General features: G+C 59.2%; 19 protein-coding genes, 4 tRNA genes and 1 other RNA gene. 19 read left to right on the top strand and 5 right to left on the bottom strand.

What is annotated here, in order from left to right; translation table 11 throughout:
- The first annotated feature begins 284 nt into the window (after positions 1-284).
- The gene (locus Q0Z94_RS05025) at positions 285-1607 is read left to right on the top strand and encodes a chloride channel protein (protein ID WP_298067932.1); all 1323 of its coding nucleotides are present in this window, start codon (positions 285-287) and stop codon (positions 1605-1607) included.
- 5 nt (positions 1608-1612) lie between these two features.
- Here the strand turns inward: Q0Z94_RS05025 and rdgB are convergent, their stop codons facing one another.
- Complete coding sequence (rdgB, locus tag Q0Z94_RS05030; protein ID WP_298067933.1) at positions 1613-2245, bottom strand: RdgB/HAM1 family non-canonical purine NTP pyrophosphatase; 633 nt, start codon at positions 2243-2245, stop codon at positions 1613-1615.
- Between the two features lie 144 nt (positions 2246-2389).
- On the opposite strand from rdgB, the gene rimO reads away from it, so the two are divergent.
- The 3 genes from rimO (at position 2390) to Q0Z94_RS05045 (ending at position 8845) form a co-directional block, all read left to right on the top strand.
- Complete coding sequence (gene rimO / locus Q0Z94_RS05035) at positions 2390-3676, top strand: 30S ribosomal protein S12 methylthiotransferase RimO (RefSeq protein ID WP_298067934.1); 1287 nt, start codon at positions 2390-2392, stop codon at positions 3674-3676.
- Between the two features lie 21 nt (positions 3677-3697).
- On the top strand, positions 3698-5221 hold the full coding sequence (locus Q0Z94_RS05040; RefSeq protein ID WP_298067935.1) for an META domain-containing protein: 1524 nt from the start codon (positions 3698-3700) through the stop codon (positions 5219-5221).
- 369 nt (positions 5222-5590) lie between these two features.
- Positions 5591-8845: a response regulator gene (locus Q0Z94_RS05045; protein ID WP_298067936.1), complete on the top strand. Its 3255-nt coding sequence runs from the start codon at positions 5591-5593 to the stop codon at positions 8843-8845.
- Between the two features lie 176 nt (positions 8846-9021).
- Here Q0Z94_RS05045 and Q0Z94_RS05050 read toward each other — a convergent pair whose 3' ends face one another.
- The 3 genes from Q0Z94_RS05050 to Q0Z94_RS05060 form a co-directional block, all read right to left on the bottom strand.
- Entirely contained in the window at positions 9022-10290 is a 1269-nt protein-coding gene (locus Q0Z94_RS05050) for a 4Fe-4S dicluster domain-containing protein (protein WP_298067937.1), read from the bottom strand.
- 251 nt (positions 10291-10541) lie between these two features.
- Positions 10542-11351, bottom strand: a complete 810-nt coding sequence (locus Q0Z94_RS05055) for an ADP-ribosylglycohydrolase family protein (RefSeq protein ID WP_298067938.1) — start codon at positions 11349-11351, stop codon at positions 10542-10544.
- Positions 11352-11401: 50 nt separating this feature from the next.
- Positions 11402-12169: a TSUP family transporter gene (locus Q0Z94_RS05060; RefSeq protein WP_298067939.1), complete on the bottom strand. Its 768-nt coding sequence runs from the start codon at positions 12167-12169 to the stop codon at positions 11402-11404.
- A gap of 239 nt (positions 12170-12408) precedes the next feature.
- Between Q0Z94_RS05060 and Q0Z94_RS05065 the strand changes: the two genes are divergently transcribed.
- The 13 genes from Q0Z94_RS05065 to rplL all read left to right on the top strand — a co-directional run bounded on the left by Q0Z94_RS05065 (position 12409) and on the right by rplL (position 20743).
- Positions 12409-15054 (top strand): pitrilysin family protein, encoded by a 2646-nt coding sequence (locus Q0Z94_RS05065; RefSeq protein ID WP_298067940.1) that lies wholly within the window; start codon positions 12409-12411, stop codon positions 15052-15054.
- A 237-nt stretch (positions 15055-15291) separates the two neighbouring features.
- Positions 15292-15367 (top strand) — tRNA-Thr (locus Q0Z94_RS05070).
- Between the two features lie 126 nt (positions 15368-15493).
- Positions 15494-15579, top strand: a tRNA-Tyr gene (locus Q0Z94_RS05075).
- Positions 15580-15639: 60 nt separating this feature from the next.
- Positions 15640-15715: transfer RNA gene (locus Q0Z94_RS05080), tRNA-Gly, on the top strand.
- Positions 15716-15856: 141 nt separating this feature from the next.
- Complete coding sequence (gene tuf, locus Q0Z94_RS05085) at positions 15857-17050, top strand: elongation factor Tu (protein ID WP_298067941.1); 1194 nt, start codon at positions 15857-15859, stop codon at positions 17048-17050.
- 4 nt (positions 17051-17054) lie between these two features.
- Positions 17055-17204 carry a 50S ribosomal protein L33 gene (gene rpmG, locus Q0Z94_RS05090; RefSeq protein ID WP_298067942.1) on the top strand — a complete coding sequence of 50 codons (150 nt, stop codon included), beginning with the start codon at positions 17055-17057 and terminating at the stop codon, positions 17202-17204.
- A gap of 13 nt (positions 17205-17217) precedes the next feature.
- A tRNA-Trp gene (locus Q0Z94_RS05095) sits at positions 17218-17293 on the top strand.
- Positions 17294-17323: 30 nt separating this feature from the next.
- Positions 17324-17620 carry a preprotein translocase subunit SecE gene (gene secE / locus Q0Z94_RS05100; protein ID WP_298067943.1) on the top strand — a complete coding sequence of 99 codons (297 nt, stop codon included), beginning with the start codon at positions 17324-17326 and terminating at the stop codon, positions 17618-17620.
- Between the two features lie 45 nt (positions 17621-17665).
- Entirely contained in the window at positions 17666-18259 is a 594-nt protein-coding gene (gene nusG, locus Q0Z94_RS05105; RefSeq protein ID WP_298067944.1) for a transcription termination/antitermination protein NusG, read from the top strand.
- Positions 18260-18336: 77 nt separating this feature from the next.
- Entirely contained in the window at positions 18337-18759 is a 423-nt protein-coding gene (rplK, locus tag Q0Z94_RS05110) for a 50S ribosomal protein L11 (protein WP_298067945.1), read from the top strand.
- Positions 18760-18909: 150 nt separating this feature from the next.
- Positions 18910-19617, top strand: a complete 708-nt coding sequence (rplA, locus tag Q0Z94_RS05115) for a 50S ribosomal protein L1 (protein ID WP_298067946.1) — start codon at positions 18910-18912, stop codon at positions 19615-19617.
- Positions 19618-19773: 156 nt separating this feature from the next.
- Entirely contained in the window at positions 19774-20295 is a 522-nt protein-coding gene (gene rplJ, locus Q0Z94_RS05120) for a 50S ribosomal protein L10 (protein WP_298067947.1), read from the top strand.
- A 67-nt stretch (positions 20296-20362) separates the two neighbouring features.
- Complete coding sequence (gene rplL, locus Q0Z94_RS05125) at positions 20363-20743, top strand: 50S ribosomal protein L7/L12 (protein WP_298067948.1); 381 nt, start codon at positions 20363-20365, stop codon at positions 20741-20743.
- A 206-nt stretch (positions 20744-20949) separates the two neighbouring features.
- On the opposite strand, the gene ssrA is transcribed toward rplL, so the two are convergent.
- Positions 20950-21329, bottom strand: a transfer-messenger RNA (tmRNA) gene (gene ssrA, locus Q0Z94_RS05130).
- A 424-nt stretch (positions 21330-21753) separates the two neighbouring features.
- Between ssrA and bioB the strand changes: the two genes are divergently transcribed.
- Both bioB and bioA read left to right on the top strand, forming a co-directional pair.
- On the top strand, positions 21754-22746 hold the full coding sequence (gene bioB, locus Q0Z94_RS05135; protein ID WP_298067949.1) for a biotin synthase BioB: 993 nt from the start codon (positions 21754-21756) through the stop codon (positions 22744-22746).
- Between the two features lie 8 nt (positions 22747-22754).
- A complete protein-coding gene (gene bioA, locus Q0Z94_RS05140) occupies positions 22755-24860 on the top strand; it encodes an adenosylmethionine--8-amino-7-oxononanoate transaminase (RefSeq protein WP_298067950.1) in 2106 nt (701 codons plus the stop codon).
- Positions 24861-25047: the final 187 nt, after the last annotated feature.

Consider the following 25047-nt stretch of genomic DNA (forward strand, 5'->3'; position numbering starts at 1 on the left):
CCGCGATCTGGCCGCAACCATACTTGAGCGGGCAAAGCCCGATTGCGCACGGCCTGCTCGCTATCAGCGGCGCACGCGCCGCGCCGTCCGGCAGCCAGGGGAGAGGTTAAGAAAAAGAATTTCATCGGGGTCGCCTCTTGTCAACTACTCTTTTCCCACTGATGGAGGAGCTCCCAAACCACAAAGGAACTTTTGATAAAAAACGCCGTTGTGCCGCCCCGTTCGCTTGTCTCCATCGCGGGTCTGTACTAAGGTTCCTCCGCGCAGGATTTCAGAGATAAGTCATGGAACATCACCGCAGAAAAAATTTTACACGCTGGGCCAACCTCGGCCTCCTCGCGCTGGAAGGCACGGCCATCGGTCTGACGGCCGGAACCGTCATCTGCTGCTTCCGCCTTGCACGGGACACGGCCGCCCCGTATATTGCGCAGTGGCTGGCCGCATGGCGAGAACGGTGGTGGATCGCTCCGCTCTGGCTGCTTGTCCTCGTGCTTGCCGCACGTCTGCTCGGAGAACTGGTCATCCGCGTGCCCCTTATCTCCGGCAGCGGCATTCCGCAGACTGAACTGGTAGTCGCGGGACGCCTGCACCTCTCCCGCATGGACTGGCTCAAGGTGCTGCCCGCCAAATTCGCCGCCTGCCTGATTTCGACGCTGGGCGGGCTTTCCCTGGGGAGGGAAGGCCCCTGCATCCAGATGGGCGCGGCCACGGCCTCAGTTCTCGGCGGACTCTGGGAACGCTTCACCTTTTCAGGACACATCCATATTGCAGCCGGAGCCGCCGCAGGCATGACCGCGGCCTTCGGCTCCCCCGCAGCCGGTTTCCTCTTTGTCTTCGAGGAAATGAAGAACAGATTCACCCGCGGCGGCGCACTCATGGTGGCCTGTTCCGTAGTCAGCGCGGCTCTTGCCACCCGCTGGCTGTTCGGACTCGGCCGCATCTTCCCCTTCTCGGATATGTCGGCGCTGCCGCTGGCGCAGGTCTGGATTCTGCCCGCTCTGGGTCTGCTCACCGGCGTGGCCGGGGTACTGTACAACAAGGCACTGCTCGGCGGCAAAAACCTGGAAGCACTCCATTCCCCGCTCTCTCAGCGCTGGCGCATTCTGCCGCCTCTGCTGGCAAGCTTTGTCCTGAGCTTCCTCTGCCCCTCAGTACTGGGCGGCGGGGAACATCTGGTCATCGAAACCGGTGCGCTGGCGGCTGATCCCGCCTCCTGCCTGGGCGTCCTCGCCGGCCTGTGCCTGCTCAAAACGGCCTTTTCCGTATTCAGCTACACCGGCAATGTGCCCGGGGGCATTCTTATGCCCATGCTCTGCATCGGGGCACTGTTCGGAGCCGTGTGCGGACAGAGTCTGCTGGCCCTGGGGCTGATTTCACCGGAAGACTGGGCCACCTGCATAATCTACGGCATGGCTGGTTTCTTCGTCTCCATGGTGCGCGTACCGCTCACGGGCACGGCTCTGGTCATTGAGATGTCAGGCGCACTGGCCTGCCTGCCGGGAACGCTGATCGTAGCCTATGTCGCCTTCTGGACCGCCAACACTCTGCGCTGTCCGCCGGTGTACGATTCCCTGCGCGCCGCCATCGTCGTGCAGAAGCGCCGCTGACGCGCTCAGTCTTGCTGCGCGTTCCGGCGTTCAAGGGTCTCAAGAAGGCGTTTCAGAGCCCTGGCTCTGTGGCTGCGGGCCATCTTCTCTTCCCGGCTCAGTTCCGCGCCGGTGCGTCCCAGTTCGGGATCGAGAAAGAGCGGATCATAGCCGAAACCGTTCTCGCCTCTGGCGCATTCAGTGATGCGTCCTTCCCACACGCCGTGCGCCACCAACTCCTCGAAGGATGCTGACGGCCAGACCATAACCATGCAGCAATGAAAGTGTGCCGTGCGCCGTGACTCCGGCACACCGCGCAGGGCGTCCAGCAGCCTGCGGTTGTTTCGCTGATCCCGAGTCTCACCTTCTTTCCCGGGCCAGTCGTCGCCGTAGCGGGCGGAATGGACACCGGGAGCGCCTCCCAGGGCATCCACCTCGAGGCCGGAATCATCGGCAATGACGGGCAGCCCCAGACTTCGGGCCGCTGCATGAGCCTTGAGCAGTGCGTTTTCTTCAAATGTGGTCCCGGTCTCCAAGGTTTCGGGAAAATCTTCGGGCAGCCCCTGAACGTCAAAGCCGAAGCGGGAAAGCGGGCCGCGCAGCTCGCGCACCTTTCCCGGATTGCGCGTTGCCAGAACAAGTTTTTTAGGAGCTTCCACAGCCACTCCTTGCCGAAATAACGTTTTCATGAGAAAAGGGGTATAGCAGGTGCGTTGTCTTTGACAAGCCCCCTGTTCCGCGCCTTGCTCTTCGGAAGCGACACCGCCCGCACAGAACGATGAAAAACTCCCGAGTGACGCCCTATGCTCCGCATCTATTCCCAAAGCCTCGGCTGCCCAAAGACCCGTGTTGATTCCGAACGCCTGCTTGGTTCGCTGGGGCCGGTTCTCACCGTGTCTTCTCCCGAACAGGCAGACCTCGTGTTCATCAATACCTGCGCCTTCATCGCTCCGGCCGTGCAGGAATCCGTGCAGGCCGTGCTCCAGACGGCCGAAGACATCAGTGGTCTGCCCCAGGGCAAACGTCCTTTTTTCGCGGTGGCCGGATGCCTGCCCGGGCGCTACGGTATTGATGCTCTTGCCTCCGAGATACCAGAAGTGAATCTCTGGCTGCATACCAACGCCATAGACGGCTGGGCCACGCAGCTTCGAGCCGCTCTTGCCCTGCCGGAGACTTCGGACGGACGTCTGCTCAGTACCGGCCCTGCATACGCATGGCTGAAGATCGGCGAAGGCTGCCGCCATCAATGCGCGTTCTGCGCCATTCCATCCATACGGGGCAGGTACGTCTCCGAACCACTCGACGCATTGACGGCCGAGGCGTCCGCGCTGACGGCCTCCGGTGTGAAGGAACTCGTCCTCGTCGCTCAGGACGTGACAGCCTACGCCACGGATTTCGGCAGCGATCCCCGAGTTCTGCTGGAAAAACTCCTTACGCTGGACGGACTGGAACGGCTGCGCCTCATGTACCTCTACCCTGCCGGTCTGACGCCCGCCCTGCTGCGCTTCCTGCGTGACGCGGGCAAACCCTTCGTCCCCTATTTCGATATTCCACTGCAACACGCACATCCCGATGTACTCAGCCGCATGGGACGCCCCTTTGCCGGCAACCCGCAGGAAGCCGTGGATCGTGTGCGGGAATACTTCCCGGACGCCGCCCTGCGCACCACCATGATGACAGGCTTCCCCGGTGAGACGGACGCACATTTTCAGACGCTTATGGACTTTGTGGAGAAAAACCGCTTTCTCCATATGGGAGTTTTCGCCTACCAGCCAGAAGAGGGCACTGCAGCCGCAGCCATGCCTGATCAGATCCCTGACACCGTTAAAGAAGAACGGCGCGACGCACTCATGGAACTGCAGAACGGCATCAGTGCAGAACTCCTGTCCCGCTATGAAGGGCAGCGTCTCGACATTCTGGTGGACGCTCCCTCCGGAGAATGGCCTGGTCTGCATACCGGCAGAGCCTGGTTTCAGGCTCCAGAAGCAGACGGACTCACCTACATCAGCGGTCCGGGCGTAGAACCGGGTGCGCTGGTCGAAGCCGATATCACTGAGGCACGGGACTATGACCTCGTGGCTCTTGCCTGACCTCTTTTCTCCGAGAATATCATGTTCAGAATACTCCCCATCCTGCTTTTAACCTTCCTGCTGACTTCGTGCGGATCCCTGTTCACTGCCGAGCACGACATCAGCGGCGTATGGATCGATGAACAGGGCGCCATCTACTGCCTCGACAAAGACGGAACGCTCGGTCTGCCGGGACAGGCGGCTGTTTCCGGACTCTCCTGGAACCTGAACCACGAGACGCTCAGTCTCACCACGCTGGACGCACCGGGCGGCGAAACCGGCACCCGTACCCTGACGCTGAAGTCCTCATCCTCACGTACACTGACCTTCACGGACAGAGACGGTCACAGTGAGACCTGGAACCGAAGCAAAGTCAAGGTGGGACGCCTGGAAGGCCGCCTATTCTACCGTGAACGCATCGCCCTGCCCCCGCAGGTCACGCTCGACGTTCAGATCTATCCCCTGCGCGGCGGCTCCCGTCCTCTGGCCATGATACTGAAACCCACTTCCGGTACGGATCTGTCCTTCCGCATCTATTATCTGCCGCAGATGGTGACCTCCGACGTGCGTCTCTCCGCCGCCGTTCTGCTCGGTACCGAAGCGTTGTTCTTCACGGACGGCGAACAAACCGTCTCGCTCAAAAGCCGCCCAGAAGTCTTGCTGCGTCAGGCAAAACCAGGGGAATACCGGCTTCCGGCACTGAAGGTTCCGGCGCGCTACCGTGGCAGGCTGGCGCATCCTCAAGACAGCGAAGTCGAACTTTTTCTCGAAAACAACGGCGTCGCCCTTATACGCGGGCCGGAAGGCCTCACTCTGGGAACCTGGCTGGAAAAGGAACGTAATCGAGTCATCGAAATCGCCCGCGGTGAACTGTCACCTCTGCGCATTACCCGTAATTCTGAAGGCGGAGACCTGGCCATGCTTTATGGTTCGCGCATCCTGTTCCTGTCCCCCGCCCCAGACTTGCCTCTGCCCGATACCTCGCTCTTTCTGGAGGGCGAATTGCGGCGTGTGGACGGCAAACCCGTATTTTCGGAATGTACCTCCCTGCGCGACCTCGGTGTGAACGTTTCCAGCAGGGGCTACTCCCAGCTCAACGCACTGGCAGGCAAAGGCAGCGCCACCGTGATTCTGGAAGGCAGCCTGCGCAACGGTCTGCTTGATGTCCGAAACGTGTTCCAGGTACATAAGGGCGGCGTCTGCTCCACAGATCAGTACGCCTCCGCACCGCTCGTCGGAACCTACTGGCGGCTGCGCGAACTCCACGGGACGCCCGTGCAATCGTTCCCCGACCAGACCGAACCGCATCTCATTTTCGCCGACAAGGACAAGGCCACAGGTTCGGACGGCTGCAACAATTTCTTCATGGGCTGGAAGCGCCGCGGGCAGGAGCTGAGCTTCAGCGAAGGCGGTGCGACCCTGCGCCTTTGTCCGCACGGGGAGGAACAGGCTCAGAATATGCGCGCAATGTTCCCTGAGGTGACCTCCTGGAACATCTCCGGTTCCAAGCTTGAACTCCGCACTCCCAAGGGCGTCGCCGCCGTCTTCGAAGCCGTAGACATGTAAACTTGCCAGATGAATCTTTTCCGCTTTTGAAGAAAGGACGGCAGCGCTTTCCTGAAAACGAGCGCAGGCAGATCTCGACTATGCTGCTTTATGGAATAACATAGGAAAATGTCAGCTTCGTCCACGCCAGCTCTACAGAGAAAACACTCTTGTCTTCTCTCTTAAAATAGAATAGCCTTAGACAAGCCTTTTTGATATGCGCGAGACCGTATCAGGCTTTCCTCGATGCCGCCGGCCGGAAAGAGCTTCCTGTCTGGCGCCCGAACGCTTGTTATCCCGCGCGTCATATCGCTGGACAAGTTCGGCCGGGGCATCTCTCCCCATGTCCTTATTCCCCCTGTGACCAGGCCGAAGAAGAGGATCTGACCTATGAAAAAAAGATGCCGGGCGTGCCTTGTTCTGCTCGTCTTGTTCCTTCTGACGGCACTGTGTCCGCAGGCCTCGGCCTTTCCTAAATCCACGCAGGTTCTCCGCGTGGGCTTTTTCGCCTTTCCCGGCTATCAGGTCATCGAAAAGGACGGGCGGCGAGACGGCTACGGCTATGAATTTCTCCAGCGTCTGGCCATACACGGCGGCTGGTCTTACGAGTATCTGGGCTACGACGGCTCCTATGCCGACGCCCTGAACATGCTCCGCCGGAGCGAGGTGGACATTGTCACCTCCGTCTCCAAAAATCCGGAACGAGAAAAGGAGTTTCTGTTCTCCAAGCAGGACATCGGCGTAAATTCCACCATTTTCACGGTGAAGGCGGGCAATCAGAAAGTGGTGGAAGGAGACTATTCCACCTACAACGGTCTTGCTGTGGGGATGCTGGAAGGAAATTCCAAAAACGCCAATTTCGAACGCTTTGCCGAACAGCACCAGTTCACCTTCCGGCCCGTATACTTTTCCTCTCAGGTTCAGCTTGCCGAAGCGCTTCAAAAAGGCGAGGTGGACGCGGCCGTGACCGGCAGCCTGCGGCAGCTGAAAAACGAGTGGATGCTGGAATCCTTCGACGCCAGTCCCTTTTATATCTGTACGCGTGCGGATCGCCCGGACCTCATGGCCCAGATTAATGCGGCCATTGACGAAATGGAGCTTCACGACCCCAACTGGCGGGACGTGCTCCACAAGGCGTATTATGCCACTGATCAGACCGGCGCCATCGTCCCGAACGCCAGAGAACGTGCTTTCCTGACAAAGCTCAACACCTCGGGCAAACCCCTGCGGCTGCTGTTCAACCCAGACCGCGTTCCCTACGGATATTTCCAGAACGGCCAGGCCCAGGGCATACTCCCCGCCGTCTTTCAGAAGCTGGCCGAACGGCTCACCCTGAGGTACGAGTTTCTGCCGGTGAAAGACCGGCGCGAGTATTACGCTCTCCTGGAGGCGGGGGCGGCGGACGTGATTCTGGACTTTACCGGCGATTATTATCTGGCGGAAGAAGAGGGCTACCAGATCACCGTCCCCTATTTCCAAACCAACTTTGCCCGTCTGACCCGGAAAGACTTTACCGGACCGATAAAAAGTCTGGCGATCCTGGAGCGGGCCGAAGCGCTGAACAGCTACATCTACAGCCGGTATCCAAACGATATCATGACTGCCTACCCCTCCACACAGGACTGCACCCAGGCCGTGCTGGACGGAAGGGCGGACGCCACCATCCTTTATGCCTATACCGCGGCACAGTTTGTTCATGATGATTTCCGCAACCGGCTGACGTCCTCGGTGTTCGGGAGAACCTCCTTTTCCTGTGCCGTGGGCCGGAACGTCGAGGAAGGACGTTACCTGCTTTCCCTGCTGCACAAGGGCGTGGACAGTATTACCGATACGGAGATTGACGCCATCGTCGCCCGTGAGATCGACAGACAGGCCAACAGTCTCAGTCTAATCGCCTTCCTGTACCAGAACCCGGCGTACAGTACGGTTGGCCTGATCTTTCTCCTGACATTCGCCTTCACTCTGGTCATGCTGGTGATGCGGAACCGCAACCAGAAGAAGCTGAAGCTGGAAGTGCTCCACGCCACCAGCAGTCTTGAAGCCAAAACGCAGGAACTGTCACTTGCGCTTCACGCGGCAGACGCAGCCAACGCCGCCAAGACGACCTTCCTTAACAATATGTCCCACGACATCCGCACTCCCATGAACGCCATCATCGGCTACACAGCTCTGGCCTCCACGCATCTGAACAACAGCGAGCGTGCCAGGGACTATCTGGCCAAGATTGCGCAGGCTTCCAACCATCTGCTTTCGCTCATCAACGACGTCCTGGACATGAGCCGTATCGAGTCGGGCAAGGTCACCATCAACGAAAGGCCGGAAAACCTGGCAGATATTCTGCAGGGGCTGCGAAACATCATTCAGTCCGATATCCATGCCAAGCACATGGAACTGTTCATCGACATTGTGGACGTGGTGGACGAGGAAATCTTCTGCGACAGGCTGCGGATGAATCAGATTCTGCTGAACCTGACCTCCAACGCCATCAAGTTCACTCCCTCCGGAGGCACGGTGTCCATTCGGGTCACGCAGAAGCCCTCCCGTTCCGCAGGCAGAGGCGTCTTCGAATTCCAGGTCAGTGACAACGGCATCGGCATGAGCCGGGAATTCGCCAAAACCGTATTTGCGCCCTTCACGCGGGAACGCAACTCCACCGTCAGCGGCATACAGGGTACCGGTCTTGGCATGGCCATCACCAAGACCATCGTGGACATGATGGGCGGAACCATCTCCGTGGACAGCGTACAGGGACGAGGCACGACCTTTACCGTCACGCTGGAACTGCGTTTCACCGCCGAGCATCGGGATATGGCTCCCATCGCGGAACTGAATGGGTTCCGGGGCTTGGTGGTGGACGATGATATGGTCTGCTGCCAGAGCGTGTCCAAGATGCTCCGTCAGATCGGCATGAGGGCTGAATGGGCGCTGTCCGGTCATGAAGCCGTCGCCCGCACCACCGAGGCCGTTGAACTGTCCGATCCTTTTGAAGTCTATATCGTGGACTGGTCCATGCCCGAAATGAACGGCATAGAAACCGTTCGCATGATCCGCAAGATCGTAGGCAACGATTCCCCCATCATCCTCATGTCCGCCTACGACTGGGCGGATATTGAACAAGAGGCACGGCAGGCCGGAGTCACCGGCTTCATCAGTAAGCCGCTCTTTGCTTCCGATCTCCATCGGACGCTGGAGCGCAGTCTGGGACACGCCACCGAGGAGTCGGAACCGCAGCCTCTTCAGATGGAAGACTGCTTTACGGGCAAGCGCATACTGCTGGCCGAGGACAACGAACTGAACCGGGAAATCGCCGTCGAAATTTTGAGCGAAGCCGGCTTTCAGGTGGAGTGTGCCGAGAACGGGCAGCAGGCCTGCGATCTGGTGCGCGAGTCCCAACCGGGCTGGTACGACCTCATCCTCATGGACATACAGATGCCCATCATGGACGGCTACTCCGCCACCCGCATCATCCGCGCCATGGAAGACCCGGCACTGGCGACCCTGCCCATTATCGCCATGACTGCCAACGCGTTTGAGGAAGATCGGGAAAAGGCGCTGGAAGCCGGGATGAATGGACACCTGCCCAAACCTGTGGACGTGAAGAAGATGCTCGCTCTCATGCGGGAATTTTTCAGCAGAAAAAACTGAGCCGTACACTGGAAGCCACTTAAATTGTGGAACGTGGAGGCAACGCGCCCCCTCATACCATAACAAGGAGACGTTCCCCTTCTACATAACGCGCTCCGATATGACACCGCCCCCGAAGGCCATGCTTCCGGGGGCGTTTTTCAGGGGCAGTCGCAGTGAGACTGACGGTGTGCTTGTCAGAGCCTGCGGCTCAAGTTTTCGATGAAGCGGGACTTGAGCTGCTTCTGAGCCAGGCTTCTCTGGAGAGCAGGCATCCTGAGTACGGCGCCGAGCACGGCGGCCAGCAGACGATGACTGAAGAGCATACGGTTATCAAAAATCAAATCCTGAAGGCAGCCGCGTTCCGTGGCCATGACGATGGCGCGGTGCGTGGTGTTCAGGGGGGTAATGGTGCGTTCGGGACGGGGAACCAGCGTGATGGCGTTCTTGGCGCAGCCGCGGGTACAGACGCCGCAGCCAAGACAGAGTTCAGCGTTGAAGTCCATGTGTCGCTTACCGTCGGCGTCCTTGACCAGCGTGATGGCGTTAACGGGGCAAATCTGGGCGCAGCGGCCGCATTTCACGCAGTTTTCCTCGTTCATCTGCATGATGAAGTTGGAGTGGATCGTCTGGGTCATCTGAAAACGCTTGACCGCCCCAAGAGCTTCGCAGCAGCAGCCGCAGCAGTTGCAGATGAAGTTGACGCCCTCACGCACGTTTTCACCGAACTGCACCAGATTGTGTTCCCATGCCTGATGGAGCAGTTCCATGCACTCCGATTTGCTCACCTCGCGGGCATGGCCGTGCTTGATGAGAGACCGGGCGGCGGTGTTGAAGGTCATGCAGATATCCATGGGGGCATCGCAGGCCGTGCCCAGGTGCTGCTTCTTGTGGCGGCAGTAACACATGCTGATGCCGCGGTATCTGGCTGTTTCGATGACTTCCGAAGCCTTTTCCCAGTCGAGAATCTCCATGGCGTAGGGTTCCTTCACCGCGGGTTCCTGCACAAAGACGCGGCCAAGACCGGTATCGCCGGTGACGAACAGTTCCCGCATGAAGTCTTCTTCTATATTAATATACTGATGGTACAGCTCGGCCAGAGCCTTCTGGTCAATGTCCGTGCGTACACGCATCATGGCAAATTCAAAGAATCCAGCCATGGGCGGAGGCAGGCAGTACTGCTGTTCACCATTGACTTCCAGGTCCACGAGCAGTGCACGGCCAGCCATGTTGTCGAGTATCTTGTGCGCTTCGGTCTCCGAAATCTTCCAGCGATCGGCCGCGTCCCTGGCTGTAAAGGGTTTTATCGGCATCTGCGCCACGAGATCCGCTTCCTTTTCCGTAAAGAGCATTTTAAGGATGGCGTAAAGCGTATCCGAGGCAGGCGCACCCTGAGGGAAGCGGTTAAGTCTGTCGATCATGCGTCCGTAGGCGGACTGTTTTTCAAGCATGAGGTGATGTCCCATGAAACTCCTCTCCTTGTTTCGGGGCTATGAAAGAAAGTGCAGCCGTATATTTCAATCCACAGTCGGCCTTTCTGTCGACTGCCACGGCAGCCGACAAGAAAGAAGGCGTGCGGATTACCCCTCACTGAAGGGAGGGGGTTACGAAAAAGGATTTCACCGGCCTCGCCGTTTTGTCAATCACTCTTTTCCCCTGACAGGGGAAGTTCAAACCTCAAAGGACCTCTTGATGAAAAAAGGGCAGGCGCAGAGCCTTAGGCATTGTACGGAACGGGACGACCGAAGCGCTTTTCGAAAGCCTCGATAATGGCCGCGAACGGCGCATCAAGGAAAGGCAGAGCGCGGAGCCGCAGCTCTTCGGGCACACCGAATTTCGCTTCTGCCATGCCCCCGGTTATAGCCGCAATGGTATCGCTGTCGCCGCCAAGGGAAATGGCGTTGCGGATGGCATCCTCGAAGTCCGTGGCTTCCAGAAAAGCTTCGATGGCCTGCGGCACGGATCCCTGACAGGAAACGTCGAAGTGGTAGTCAGGCCGGATCTCGTCCAGTGTTTTATCCAGTGAGTAATAGTTGCGGCAGACGTGTTCGCGGATTTCGTCCATGCTCTTTCCCTGACGAGCCAGCCAGATGACGGCAGTGGTGGCCGCTGCGCCGCGCAGACCTTCAGGGTGGTTATGGGTGACTTCGGTGACGCGGCGGGCCATGTCCAGCGCTTCTTCCAGAGACGAGGCCGCGAAGCCGCAGGCGCTGACACGCATGGCTGCGCCGTTGCCATAGCTGTTGTATGGCGGCTGAGGCTCCTGCGCACGCAACCAGGCGCGGAAGTGACCTCCGTAGCCGAGATGGGGATAGCGATAGCCGATATTACGCATACACTGGACGGCCGTTTCGCCAAGTTTTTCCAGGTTGCCATCGCACATGAGCAATGCCCAGGCTATGGCCAGCGTCATGCCGCTATCGTCCGTGGGGTGGCATCTGGCCATGAACAAATCAAAATCCTTGCCTTTGTAGTTGAACCTTTCAAAACGGGAACCTGCAATATCGCCGATAACTGCACCGAACATGGTATACCTCCGGGGAGTAAAAAGGGATTGAGAGAACAGTGCCGGTCGCTTCAGGAAAGGAAAAAACGGTAGGCCAGCGTCGCCAGGAGCAGACTCAGGGTAACATAGAGAAAGGCACGCACGGCGCGAGATCCCACGCGGATGGCCAGACGCACACCGAGCTGGTTGCCCAGAATGCTGGACACAGCAAGCGGCACTCCCAGAGAATACACCACTGTTCCGCCCGTGGCAAACATAAGGAAGGCTCCGGCGTTGGAGGCCATATTGAAGACTTTGGCCGTGGCCGAGGCCCTGACCAGCCCCATGCGCAGGAAAAAGTGCAGGGCGATGATGTAGAAGCTGCCTGCGCCGGGACCGAAGAATCCGTCGTACATGCCGATAAGAAAGCCCACGAGGAGAACCCGCAGCCAGAGTCCGCGCTCTGGCAGTGGTGCTTCTTCGGAAAAGCTGCGCCCGGAGAGCAGGGACAGCACAAGCCCCACGGGGAGCAGAAAGAAGAGGATGCGGCCAAGCAGCGCACTGTCAATGAGCAGAGTAAGCGCAGCCCCGGCCATGGAACCGGCCACGGCTGCCAGAAAACCGGCGGGAGCGATGCGCATTTCCACAAGATGGTTACGGGCGAAGGTCCACAGCGCAGTGAGAGAACCCAGTGTGCTGGCGAATTTGCCGGTGCCGAGGGTGGTGTGAGGCGGTACGCCGCAGAGCAGAAGGGCGGGCACGGTGATAAGTCCTCCGCCTCCGGCGATGGCGTCCACGAATCCGGCGATGAAAAAAGCGGTGCAGCAGAGTATGGTGACGGTAATAGTGATCTCTTCCACGAAGAATTTCCTTTGCGCTGTCGGAATGTCGAACTTTTTTTGTACGCCCGCACAGGGAGCTTGTCGAGAGCCAGGAACGCCGGTAATATTTTGTCACGAAAAAGGCGGTGGAAAACTATGGCGGAAAACGCCGGACTGTGACACACAGAGGGCTGTGGCCCGCACCTTCTGATTCCTTTCGGGAAAAACGGCGATCCCATCTTCCCGCGGCCGCGACACTAACGATTTGAGGTATTGCCATGCGCTTTCGCACACTTTTTGCCGGTGCTGCACTGACGTTTTCCTTTCTCCTGGGGGCCGTACCGTACTGCACAGCCTCCGCCTCTTCCGATGTTCAGACGTACAGGCTTCAGAACGGACTTTCTGTATTAATCAAGGAAGACCGGCGCTTCCCACTTGTCTCGGTACGCCTTTTCGTCAAGGCGGGTTCCGCGTGGGAAAAGCCGGAAGAGGCGGGCCTGAGCCACCTGCTCGAACACATGGTGTTCAAAGGCTCGAAGACCAGCGGCGCGGGCGTGGACAAGCTGGTGGAGAACGCCGGCGGCTCCATGAACGCCTATACATCCTACGACATGACCACCTATCTCACGGATCTGCCCTCGGCGCAGTGGAAGACGGCGCTGCGGGCCGTGCGCGACCTGGCCTTCGATCCCCTGCTCAAACAAGAGGATCTGGACGCCGAACGGGAAGTGGTCATCGCCGAAAAGAAGCAGCGGGGTGACAACCCCATGACACGGCTCTTTCAGACGGCGCTTGGGCATACGCTCAAGGGCACACCCTACGAATTTCCGGTCATCGGCAAGGAAGACACCCTGCGAAAGGCCACGCCACAGATGATGCGCGCCTACATCGAACGCCGCTACGATCCACGCGACATGGTGCTGGTGGTCGTGGGCGACGTGCAGTCCGGGCCAGTGCTGGGCGAAGCGAAGGAACTCTTTGGCGGCTACGAAAACCGCAACATTCTTCGGGTGGAATCATCCTTCGAGCCTGCGGAACTGGCTCGCGGACTGGTGGTGGACGTGCAGCCGGGGCCGTGGAACAAGGCCTTCGTGTCCCTGTCGTTTCCTCTGCCGGGCATGAGGGATGAACTGCTTCCCGCGGCAGACGTGCTGGCACACCTGCTCGCCGGTGATGACACGGCTCTGCTGCCGCGCCGGTTCCGCATCGACGCGCCCGTGGTGGACGAGGTCAGCACGTCAGCCATGAACTTTGAACGGGCCGGGGCCTTCCTTATCCTTGCCCAGATGGATGCGGACAAGGTGGAGACGTTTCTGCACGGGGTGGGCGAAACGCTGGCCATGCTCAAGGCCGCGGACTTTACGGATGCGCAGATCGCACGGGCCAGGCTCAATCTTGAAGACAGCTACCTGCGGGCCCAGGAAAAGATCTCCGGCATCGCCGAACTTCTGGGGCACGAATATTTCTACGATCCGTCCAGTCTGGGCGGTGAACGCTATCTCTCTGCCGTGCGCCATGTGGATCACGCTCGGCTCCAGCAGGTCATCGAACGCTGGCTGCGGCCGGATGCGCTGTCCGTGACGGCACTGGTTCCCGCCGCAGTGAACGCCTCCGGCCTGAACGGGGAGAAAGCACGGCAGTCACTGATGCGAGGCTGGCCAGGTGCAGCTCAGACCGCGGACAAGGACACGGCCCGAAAGAAAGCCGCGAACCTGCGACCGGACATTGTTCCACTGGGAGAAGGCCGGACGCTGGTTCTGCTGCCTGATCCTTCCCTGCCGTACGTCTCTGCGACGCTGGCCTTTTCCGGCGGGGAGCTGCTGGCACGTGACGAAGAAGAGGGACTGGCCGCACTGACGGCTGCGGCGCTGACCACGGGCACGGCGTCCAGGACACGGAGCGACATCGACCTATATCTCTCCGAGCGGGCGTCATCTCTGGGCGCAGGCAGTGCCCTGCGTCAGTTCACGGTGCAACTGGACGCCCCGGCCCACTTCAGAGCCGACATCCTTTCCCTGATGAAGGAAGTTCTGGAACAGCCCGCGTTTCGCACCGAGGACGTGGAACGCGTCCGGCGTGAACAGCTTGCGGCCATCGCCAGCAGTGAGGACAGCGCTATGGGCCTTCTGGGGCGAAACCTGCGGCACTTTCTCTTCCCGGTCGGCCCCTACGGACACCGCGATGCAGGCGCCCCTGCACGGGTGGCCGCCTACACGCGGGACGATGTAGCGGCGTTTTGGAAAAAGCAAGCCGCACGCCCCTGGGTGCTGTCCGTAGCAGGCGACTTCGACCGCGAGGAAATACTGCGCTTTGCCGCCTCCCTGCCCCAGTCCGTTGAACCGCCGCTTACGGCTGAAAAACCGAAGTGGACGTCTGCGCGCACACTGGATCTGAAGCTCCCCGGCCGTGACCAGGCAGTCTACCTCATCCTCTTCCCCACTGCAGGCACGGATTCTCCCGACCGTCCGGCCCTGCGGCTGCTTTCCGAGGCTCTGAGCGGCTTCACTGGCAAACTCTATCAGGATCTGCGCGAGAAGCAGAGCCTCGGCTACTCCGTCTTCCCCGTGGACTGGGCCGATCGCAAGACGGGCTTTCTGGGCTTCGGCATCATCGCTTCGCCTGAGAATCTGGACAGGGCCAGAGCATCCTTTGAGCGCATCGTGGGCGAACTGCGCGCCGAACCGCTTCCCGAACAAACGCTGGAGCGCGCCAGAGCCACAGCCTTCACCGACTATTACCGGGCACGCCAGAGCCGCGCCGTGCGTGCCGCGGAAGGCGCGGCCAACGTGCTGAACGAGCGGCCCCTGGACTACGCACTGCAAAATCTTGAAAAGATGGAACGCCTTACCTCCGAAGATCTTCGCCGCACGGCGGAAACATATCTGGATCTGAAGCGGGCGTATCAGTTCACAGTGACTCCGTGAATCCAGATGTCCAGTCCTCTTGCCCTGCCCTGTGCGGACATCATGCCTTTGCAGGACGGGAAAGAAGCAGACTGGAAACGTAGCCACGCCGTGAAAAATTTTTCTGAAAGACCGGAAATCCGCTTTACAAACGGCCGCGTCTTGTATAGAAAACAGGACTTGGACACGGGGAGCCGGCCGGAAAGGAATTTTCCGCTTGCAAAAGCATCCTGTACGCGCTATCTTCCCTTACCTGCTGCTGGCGTAGCTCAACTGGCAGAGCAGCTGATTTGTAATCAGCAGGTTGCGGGTTCAATTCCCATCGCCAGCTCCATATTTCGGAGTGACGTTGAGAAGAACTCCAAATTTCCCGGGCAGTTCGTCCGGGTTGGCCGGTGAAGGCCACGCTCCTTCTTCCGGTTGCGGCGAAAGCAGGTTCATGGCTTCTTTCGCATAGCGTGGTGGGGTTCCCGAGCGGCCAAAGGGAACAGACTGTAAATCTGTCGTCGTAAGACTTCGGTGGTTCGAATCCACCCCCCACCACCAGCTTTTATAGCTGGTATAGCTGTAGGAGGCAGTACGCGCTGTCAGGGGACTACGGCATAGGCGGGAATAGCTCAACGGCTAGAGCATCAGCCTTCCAAGCTGAGGGTTGCGAGTTCGAATCTCGTTTCCCGCTCCACCTGCCGCGTCAATGTGGGTTCCCAGTTCTGTGAAGCGCGTCGAGGTTCGTGTTTTTCAGGGCTGCTTCCGTATTTAACGGGGGCAGGACAGCGAGTGCTGCTCAAACGAGCAAGGCAAAGTAACCATTCAGGAGACTATCATGGGCAAGGAAAAATTTGATCGCTCTAAGCCGCATGTTAACATCGGCACCATCGGCCACATCGACCACGGCAAAACCACTCTGACCGCAGCCATCACCAAGGTCGCCGGCATGAGGGGTCAGGGCAAGTTCATCGCGTATGATGACATCGACAAGGCCCCCGAAGAAAAGGAACGCGGCATCACCATTTCCACCGCGCACGTTGAGTACGAGACCGACAAGCGTCACTACGCTCACGTTGACTGCCCCGGTCACGCCGACTACATCAAGAACATGATCACTGGCGCTGCTCAGATGGACGGCGCCATCATCGTGGTGGCCGCCACCGACGGCCCCATGCCCCAGACCCGTGAGCACATCCTGCTCGCCCGTCAGGTGGGTGTGCCCTACATCATCGTGTTCATGAACAAGTGCGACCAGGTGGACGACCCCGAACTGCTCGACCTCGTCGAAATGGAAATGCGTGAACTGCTGACCGCCAACGGCTTCCCGGGCGATGACATCCCCGTAATCCGCGGCTCCGCTCTGAACGCCCTGAACTGCGATGACTGGCAGTCTGAAGACGCCAAGTGCATCCTCGAGCTTCTGGACGCCTGCGACAGCTACATCCCCGATCCCGTCCGCGAGACCGACAAGCCCTTCCTGATGCCCATCGAAGACGTGTTCTCCATCTCCGGCCGCGGCACCGTGGTGACTGGCCGTGTGGAACGCGGTATCGTAAAGGTTGGCGACAGCGTGGAAATCGTGGGTATTCGTCCCACCCGCACCACGACCGTGACCGGCGTTGAAATGTTCCGCAAGCTGCTCGATCAGGGCCAGGCCGGCGACAACATCGGTGCCCTGCTCCGCGGCATCGCGCGTAACGAAGTGGAACGCGGCCAGGTTCTTGCTGCGCCCAAGTCCATCACGCCTCACACCAAGTTCAAGTCCGAAGTGTACGTTCTGAGCAAGGACGAAGGCGGCCGCCATACGCCCTTCTTCTCCGGCTATCGCCCCCAGTTCTATTTCCGCACCACCGACATCACCGGCGTCATCAAGCTGGCAGAAGGTGTGGAAATGGTTATGCCCGGTGATAACGCTACCTTCGAAGTCGATCTCATCAACCCCATCGCCATGGCTCCCGGCGAACGCTTCGCTATCCGCGAAGGCGGTCACACCGTCGGCTCCGGCGTGGTGACTGAAATTCTGGAGTAATACCATGCGCGTGAATATTCTGCTTGCATGCACCGAATGCAAGCGCCGTAACTACGCCACGGTTAAAAACAAGAAGAACACTACCGGTCGTCTTGAGGTTATGAAGTATTGTCCCTGGGACAAGAAACATACCAAGCATCGCGAATCCAAGTAGTGCTTCATAGCGCAGGCCAGTAGCTCCAACGGCAGAGCGGCGGTCTCCAAAACCGCATGTTGGGGGTTCGAATCCCTCCTGGCCTGCCATTCTTTTGCCTTTTCAGTTTTGAGGCTATCATGAGCAAGAAACAGAGTGACGCCGTAGAAACGAGTTCGCAGGCCAAGTCTGCCTCTGCCGCCTCCGGCAAAGCCGCGCAGAACGCCGGTGAGCGTCGCGGTCTTGCGGCGCGCTTTGCGGATTTCAGAGACTATCTGATCCTTTCGCGCCTTGAACTGCGGAAGGTGAGCTGGCCCAGCTGGAAAGAGACCCGCACCACCAGCGTGGTGGTGCTCGGCTTTGTCGCCGTTATGGCCATCCTTCTCGGAGTGGTGGATCTGATTCTTTCCAGCGTCGTCCGTCTGATCCTTTCATAGAGGATCGCTTCGAAACGTCTCTTTCCACACTCAGGGTAAAGCACAATGGCTGAGCAAGAAAGCATCACCGATCGTTCCGTCCAGTCTACGGATGCGCCCTCTCAGGACGCCGGACACTGGTATATTCTCCATACCTATTCCGGGTTCGAGCAGCGCGTGGAACAGATGATCCGAGAACTGATGCGCTCCGGACAGGACAATGGCTGTATCCATGAAGTCGTTGTGCCCACCGAGCGCGTTATCGAGCTGGGCAAGGGTGGGCAGAAGCGCACCACCACCAGGAAGTTCTATCCGGGCTATGTCATGGTTCGCATGACGATGACCGATCTGTCCTGGCACATGGTTCAAAACATCCCCAAAGTCACCGGCTTTGTGGGGGGCAAGAACCGGCCGGCCCCCATGGGACCGGGTGAGGCGGAGCGTATCCTTTCGTTGATGGAAACCCGTCAGGAACAGCCTCGTCCCAAGTTCAACTTTGACCGCGGTGACGAGGTTCGCGTTGTTGACGGACCGTTCGGCGGTTTTAATGGCACGGTTGAAGAGGTCAATTATGACAAGGGCAAACTCAAGGTGTCCGTGTCAATTTTTGGCCGTCAGACGCCGGTGGAACTCGATTTCATCCAGGTAACCAAGGGATAAGCCCGCACTGTTTTCCGGTTCTTTCATCGACAGCAGTCTGGCCCCGGCCTGAGACCGCAAAATAAGGAATAGAAACAATGGCCAAGAAAGAAGTTGCCAAGATCAAGCTGCAGATCCCCGCTGGCGCAGCCAATCCGTCCCCGCCCGTTGGCCCCGCGCTGGGTCAGCACGGTGTGAACATCATGGGTTTCTGCAAGGAGTTCAATGCCCGTACTCAGGATCAGAAGGGTATGATCATTCCCGTGATCATTACGGTCTATGCCGACCGTTCCTTCACCTTCATCACGAAAACGCCCCCCGCCCCGGTGCTGCTCATGAAGGCCGCCAAGGTGGAGAAGGGATCCGGCGAACCCAACCGTAACAAGGTCGGTTCCGTCACCATGGCTCAGGTCGAGGAAATCGCCAAACTGAAGATGCCTGATCTGAACTGCAAGGATCTCGCCGGCGCGGTACATTCCATCATGGGTACTGCGCGCAGCATGGGGCTGGACGTCAAGTAAGACACCTTCGCGGCAAGAAGGCGTCCGAGACGTGGCAACATGAGGGCGCGTTCCATCGCGCCGCGCCTATTTCGTTGGATTCGGCCGTACTGCCGATGCACATGCCCGGCAGGAGATTCGAGACGACAAGCGCAAACAAAGGATAAAAACATGCCTACGCATGGAAAGAAATATCGCAATTCGCTGGAAGGCGTTGACCTGACCCAGCGTTTTTCCGTGGAGGATGCGGTCACCAAGTCTCTTGGTGCTGCCTTCGCCAAGTTTGATGAAACGGTGGATGTCGCCCTGAAGCTGGGCGTAGACCCCAAGTACTCCGACCAGATGGTTCGCGGTGCGGTTTCTCTGCCGCACGGTCTCGGCAAAACCGTACGCGTCGTCGTCTTCTGCAAGGGCGACAAACAGGCTGAAGCCCGCGATGCGGGTGCCGATGTGGTTGGCGCCGAAGACCTCGTGGCGCGGATCAAGGAAGGCTGGCTGGAATTTGACGCCGCCGTCGCCGCTCCCGACGTCATGGCTCTCGTTGGTCAGGTCGGCCGCGTACTCGGTCCCCGTGGACTCATGCCCAACGCCAAGACCGGCACCGTGACCTTCGACGTGGCCAAGGCCGTCCACGAACTCAAGGCTGGTCGTGTGGACTTCAAGGTTGATAAGGCCGGTGTACTCCATGCCCCCCTCGGCAAGGTCTCCTTCGGTCCCGAAAAGATCATGGGCAACCTCAAGGCTCTGCTGGATGCCGTCAACCGCCTGAAGCCGTCAGCCGCCAAGGGACAGTATATGCTCTCCCTGACGATTTCCACGACCATGGGTCCCGGCTTCAAGGTGGACGTGAGTCAGCTCAAAAAATTTATTGAAGGCTAGGCGGGCGCCTTTTCAGTCTGCCTTTCCATATAGAGGCTAGGGAAGGAATTTCGGGTCGAAGACGGCAGGCGGCGCAAGCCTTAATCGTCCTGCTCAGACAAGATTCTTTGGCTCGGCATTCCACAGGACAAAACACCCAATCGTGAGGAGCATCACGTGAAGAACAGGTCTGAAAAAGCCGTAATCATCGAGCAGGTGAAGGAATGTGCCTCCCGTGCTTCGTTTGCGGTTGTGACCGACTTCAAGGGTATGTCGGTGGAAGAGCTGACCGGGCTTCGTGTGGCGCTGCGCGCCGCTGGCGGCGAATATCACGTCGTCAAGAACACGCTTGCCCGTATCGCTTTGACTGACACTGAGCACAGTTCCATCACCCCTTCGCTGAAGGACAACTGTGCCATCGCCCTTGGATTCCAGGATCCGGTCGCAGTGGCCAAGGCTCTCACGGACTATGCCAAGAGCAACAACAAGCTGGAAATCCGGCAGGCCAGTCTTGACGGCAAGGCCCTCAGCCCCGCACAGGTCGCTGATCTTGCCAAGCTGCCTTCTAAGGAACAGCTGCTCGCCCAGGCTCTGGCTACCATGAACGCCGTACCCACCAACTTTGTGTCTCTCATGGCAAACATGGTTCGTCCTCTTCTGTACGCTCTCAAGGCTATAGAAGAAAAGAAGGCCGCGTAAGTTTCTGCGCGCCTGGAACCTCTGTTTCATCCACCCTTAAAGTCAAAGAATGTAAGGAGTCATTACCATGGCCGATATCACCAAGGAACAGGTTGTTGAGTTTATCGCCAACATGACAGTGCTCGAACTGGCTGAATTCATCAAGGAACTCGAAGAAAAGTTCGGCGTCTCCGCCGCCGCCCCTGCCGTTGCCGTTGCCGCTGCTCCCGCAGCCGCAGCTCCCGCAGAGGAAGAAAAGACCGAATTCGACGTTATCCTGAAGGAAATCGGTCCCAACAAGATCGGCGTCATCAAGGTTGTGCGTGCTCTGACCGGCCTCGGCCTCAAGGAAGCCAAGGACAAGGTGGACGGCGCTCCCTCCACCCTGAAGGAAGGCGTGTCCAAGGAAGACGCCGAAGCCGCCAAGAAGGAACTTACCGAAGCCGGCGCTGTCTGCGAAATCAAGTAAGTCTCTTCTCCGAAGGAATGCTCAGAGGCCCCGCAAGGGGCCTCTTTTTTGGTTAAGCCCCCAAGCACAGCCGAAGTTGGTTCTTAACCCAAAAAGCATGAGCCGCAAAGCCCATGCTTTCTTTTCTCAGGGGAGACAATCCCCAACAAATCCAAGAACGATGAGACTCCTTTCGATAAGAACCTTTATCGTTCCAAGCTTCAATATGGTGGAGGCGGGGAGAGTCGAACTCCCGTCCGAGAAAGGTCCACGTCCAGCGTCTACAGGTATAGTCCGCAAACAGGTTTTCGCCTCAGGAGAAGCCCACGGACAGGCCTCCTTCAGTTATCCTTCCGTAACCTCCTCGCGCCCGTTCCAAAAGGAAAAAACGTTCGCCAGCCTGATGAGATGACACCTTACCGGCGTATCAGACATCAGCCGGTTCGGCGTGACGGTCAAGTGCCGTCAGGGTGCCTGCCGCTTACGCAGCGTAGGCGTATTCGTAATCGTTGTTGGCAATTACTTTGTTGCCGCTTTTTACGAGGCCAGCGGCGCCTCGACCTGCAACCAGCGCTTCCAGCATCCCCGTCGAAACCAATGCGCCCCCAAAGAAAGAGCCGCCTGAGACAGATGTGCCCAGAAAGCCAAGCGCCCGTGTCTGCGGGCATAAAGTTAAGATAGCCATTAATCCAGTTTTCGTAAAGAGAAAAAAATCTGCACGAAGAGCCTCTGCTACCTGGTCTTCCCCAGTACACAGGCTGAAGCTGTGTTCTGGAGAGGACACCTTGCCGAATTACGTCCAGGCAGTCACTTCTCTGTCTGTGGAGAGACGCCAATACAGAATGTTGATGATGCCGGGACGTCTTACCGTTTCTGCGCCTACGGACAAGGTGACACTCCACCCGCGAAAGATAAGGCCCGGTATTCGCAAAAAAAACGTCAACCTTCTTTTGTAAATTTTTAAGTTGACAATATGCTCCGCTGGGAGTTTTCTGAGGGGGAACGAAAAATTTCCTGCGTCAGGAGCTGTTATGGATCCCCTTCTCCGCACCGTGCTTGCCCGTCTCAGCGGCGCACAACTACGTCTTGACGGACCTTCCCCACTGGTGACGACCGAGGAAGCCGTTTCTCTGGCCGAGCTGCCCGTCCGCGACACACTGGATCTCATCACCCTCGGCGGCACTGTCCGGGCGGCGCTTTCTCCCTCGTTCTTCAACTGCGGCATCGTCAACGCCAAATCCGGGCGCTGTCCCGAAAACTGCGCCTTCTGCGCCCAGTCTGCCCATTATCGAACGGATACTCCCGTCTATCCCTTTGTCAGTACGGACGTTCTCGTGGAAAGAGCAGCCCATGCCAAAGCCTGCGGAGATCTTCGATTCGGCATCGTCACCAGCGGCACGGCACTCGATGAACGGGATGCGGACAGGCTTTGCCGCGCCGTGGAGCGTATCGTCCGCGAGGTAGGCATCAATGTCTGCGGTTCTCTCGGCATTCTTACACCGGAACGGGCACGGCGCTACGCGGAAGCCGGAATGACCCGCTATCACCACAATCTTGAAACAGCGCGCAGCTTCTTCCCACGCATCTGTTCCACGCACGCCTACGAGGAAGACTTGGAAAGCCTGCACGCAGCGCGGACTGCGGGAATGCAGGTGTGCAGCGGCGGCATTCTCGGCCTTGGCGAAAGCCTGGCGCAGCGCGTCGAACTTGCCTTCACTCTTGCGGAAGCCAACGTGGATTCCATCCCCGTCAACCTGCTCAACGCCATCCCCGGTACGCCTCTCGAAGCTATGCCCAAGCTTTCCCCACAGGAAGCGCTCAGAAGCATTGCCCTGTTCCGCATCGTCAATCCCCTCCGCGACATCCTCATCGCCGGAGGCCGCGGCCATGTGCTCGGGACGTGGCAAAGCTGGCTTTACGCCGCGGGCGCCAACGGCATGATGACGGGTGACTACCTCACCACTGCCGGAGCGGAAGCGGACTTCGACGCCGGACTCATGCGGACGCTGGGCGTCAGGGACTAGGCTGAATCATGCGCAAAGTCTATTTCGTCACGGGAACCGACACGGACGCCGGCAAGACCACCGTCACCTGCGGGCTGCTCTCGGCCCTTACCCGTCTGGGAGTGCACGCCTCCGCCATCAAGCCCGTACAGACGGGCTGCACACCGGAAGGACTGGCCCCAGACGTGGAACGTTATCAACGCTGCGGCGTTTCCGGAAGAGCGTTACAGACGTTCCGTGCCCCGTGTTCCCCGCACCTCGCCGCCGCGCTCGAAAAGCGCCGTCTCCACGCCGAGGAGCTGGCTGCGGAACTGCGTTCTGCAACTAACGGCGATGGTATTACCCTTGTCGAAGGCGCGGGTGGGCTTTACGTCCCGCTCAACGAGAAGGAATATTTGCTGGATCTGCTGTGTGCGGCGGGGTTTCCCGTGCTCCTTGTCATAGGGAACCGCCTCGGCTGCCTCAACCACGCGCTGCTCTCTCTCGATGCACTGGAAAAAAGCGGCCTGTCCGTTGCGGGCATGGTTTTGTGCCGCACCTCACCGCCCGCAGCGCACGACCTAGGCACGACGCCGGAGACCGAAGACCTCATACTCGCCGACAACGCCGCACGTCTGCAGGAAGAAGGGCGTACCCGAAACGTCCCGCTGCTGGCAGACATTCCGTGGGACGCCGGGCTTGCGGACTGGGGCAACACCGACGCTCTCGACCGGCTGGCCGATCGTCTGGAAACGGCAGCCAGGCATCTGCTCGCATGGGACGACTCTCTGACTGAAGAACGCCGTGCCGAACTGCTGGACTTCGACCGCCGCCACCTGTGGCATCCCTACACCTCAGCGCTGAACCCGCTGGAAAACCGGCTGGCCGTCGGAGCGCACGGGTGCAGGATACGCCTCGGCGACGGGCGGGAGCTCATCGATGGCATGTCCTCGTGGTGGTGCAAGGTTCACGGCTACGGCAATCGGCACGTCATCAACGCCATGCAGCGCCAGTGCGCCAGTCTCTCGCACGTCATGTTCGGCGGACTCACCCATGAACCCGCCGTCCGGCTCGGACAAAAGCTCCTCTCTGTCCTGCCCGCCGGACTGGAACATCTTTTTTATGCGGATTCCGGCTCCGTGGCCGTGGAAGTCGCCATGAAAATGGCTCTTCAGTACGCGAAAGCCACAGGGCACGGGGAACGCACCCGCTTTGTCGCACTCCGCGGAGCCTACCACGGCGACACTCTCGGAGCCATGTCGCTCTGCGACCCCGTGACGGGTATGCACGGACTGTTTCGCGGCGCCCTGCCGCAGCAGATTTTTGCAGAACGCCCGGCCTGCCGTTTTCCCGGCTCCAGTCTGATGCATGGGGAAAGACGCACTCACCCGCAGGAGTTCTCCCTTTCTGACCAGGACGGCGAGACGGCCTTCGCCGCCATGAATGCGACCCTGCGCACTCACGCCCACGAAACCGCCGCCGTCGTCGTTGAACCCGTAGTACAGGGCGCTGGCGGCATGTGGTTCTACCATCCCGGCTACCTCAAGAAACTCCGGGCGCTGTGCGACGAACTGGACGTGCTGCTCGTCGCCGATGAGATCGCCACGGGCTTCGGGCGGACGGGTCGCCTCTTCGCCTGCGAATGGGCTGGTATCACGCCCGACATTCTGTGCTGCGGGAAGGCTCTCACGGGAGGAATGCTGACTTTTTCTGCCGTGGCCGCAACGCACCGTGTGGCAGCGGGCATTTCAAACGCCCGCTGCGGCGGTGGCGCGTTCATGCACGGCCCCACCTACATGGGCAATCCGCTCGCCTGTGCCACGGCCTGCGCGTCTCTGGACGAACTTCTGACTTTTCCCTGGCAAAGCCGCGTCCAGCGTCTGGAAAAATGGCTGACGGACGGGCTGTCCCCCTGCTGCGGCAGCCCCGGCGTATCTGACGTGCGGGTGCTGGGGGCTATCGGCGTCATCGAGATGAAACATCCCATCGACGTGGCTTCCTGGCAGACCTTCTTCGTGGAACACGGTGTGTGGATTCGCCCCTTCGGGACAACGGCCTACATCATGCCGCCGCTGACGGCCTCCGAATCGGAGACAGAACAGCTCTGCGCCGCACTGTGTGCCGCAGTGGAGCGCTTCGGGAAAAGCGCGTCATGAGCGTGGTGTTCAGTCCCGGAATGCGGACGCCCAAAAACTGCGGCGACCGCAGCGTTCACATTTCCGGTGCGAAAAATCTTGTCATCGCGGAAAACGCCGGAGTTTTTACCTAAGCTCTCATCGAATAGGAACCGCGCCACGCCAGAGGGCGGGCGCGCAACAACACCCTGCACACAAACATTGCCTT

This window comes from uncultured Mailhella sp., from assembly GCF_947631555.1.
GTDB lineage: Bacteria > Desulfobacterota > Desulfovibrionia > Desulfovibrionales > Desulfovibrionaceae > Mailhella.

What these genes read in the sequence shown, in the direction of transcription:
- rpmG (WP_298067942.1), top strand. Translation starts at nt 17,055, where the DNA reads ATGCGCGTGAATATTCTGCTTGCATGCACCGAATGCAAGCGCCGTAAC.
- secE (WP_298067943.1), top strand. Translation starts at nt 17,324, where the DNA reads ATGAGCAAGAAACAGAGTGACGCCGTAGAAACGAGTTCGCAGGCCAAG.
- rimO (WP_298067934.1), top strand. Translation starts at nt 2,390, where the DNA reads ATGCTCCGCATCTATTCCCAAAGCCTCGGCTGCCCAAAGACCCGTGTT.
- bioB (WP_298067949.1), top strand. Translation starts at nt 21,754, where the DNA reads ATGGATCCCCTTCTCCGCACCGTGCTTGCCCGTCTCAGCGGCGCACAA.
- Q0Z94_RS05050 (WP_298067937.1), bottom strand. Translation starts at nt 10,290, where the DNA reads ATGGGACATCACCTCATGCTTGAAAAACAGTCCGCCTACGGACGCATG.
- Q0Z94_RS05055 (WP_298067938.1), bottom strand. Translation starts at nt 11,351, where the DNA reads ATGTTCGGTGCAGTTATCGGCGATATTGCAGGTTCCCGTTTTGAAAGG.
- rplK (WP_298067945.1), top strand. Translation starts at nt 18,337, where the DNA reads ATGGCCAAGAAAGAAGTTGCCAAGATCAAGCTGCAGATCCCCGCTGGC.
- nusG (WP_298067944.1), top strand. Translation starts at nt 17,666, where the DNA reads ATGGCTGAGCAAGAAAGCATCACCGATCGTTCCGTCCAGTCTACGGAT.
- tuf (WP_298067941.1), top strand. Translation starts at nt 15,857, where the DNA reads ATGGGCAAGGAAAAATTTGATCGCTCTAAGCCGCATGTTAACATCGGC.
- Q0Z94_RS05040 (WP_298067935.1), top strand. Translation starts at nt 3,698, where the DNA reads ATGTTCAGAATACTCCCCATCCTGCTTTTAACCTTCCTGCTGACTTCG.
- rplL (WP_298067948.1), top strand. Translation starts at nt 20,363, where the DNA reads ATGGCCGATATCACCAAGGAACAGGTTGTTGAGTTTATCGCCAACATG.
- Q0Z94_RS05065 (WP_298067940.1), top strand. Translation starts at nt 12,409, where the DNA reads ATGCGCTTTCGCACACTTTTTGCCGGTGCTGCACTGACGTTTTCCTTT.
- rplA (WP_298067946.1), top strand. Translation starts at nt 18,910, where the DNA reads ATGCCTACGCATGGAAAGAAATATCGCAATTCGCTGGAAGGCGTTGAC.
- Q0Z94_RS05025 (WP_298067932.1), top strand. Translation starts at nt 285, where the DNA reads ATGGAACATCACCGCAGAAAAAATTTTACACGCTGGGCCAACCTCGGC.
- bioA (WP_298067950.1), top strand. Translation starts at nt 22,755, where the DNA reads ATGCGCAAAGTCTATTTCGTCACGGGAACCGACACGGACGCCGGCAAG.
- Q0Z94_RS05045 (WP_298067936.1), top strand. Translation starts at nt 5,591, where the DNA reads ATGAAAAAAAGATGCCGGGCGTGCCTTGTTCTGCTCGTCTTGTTCCTT.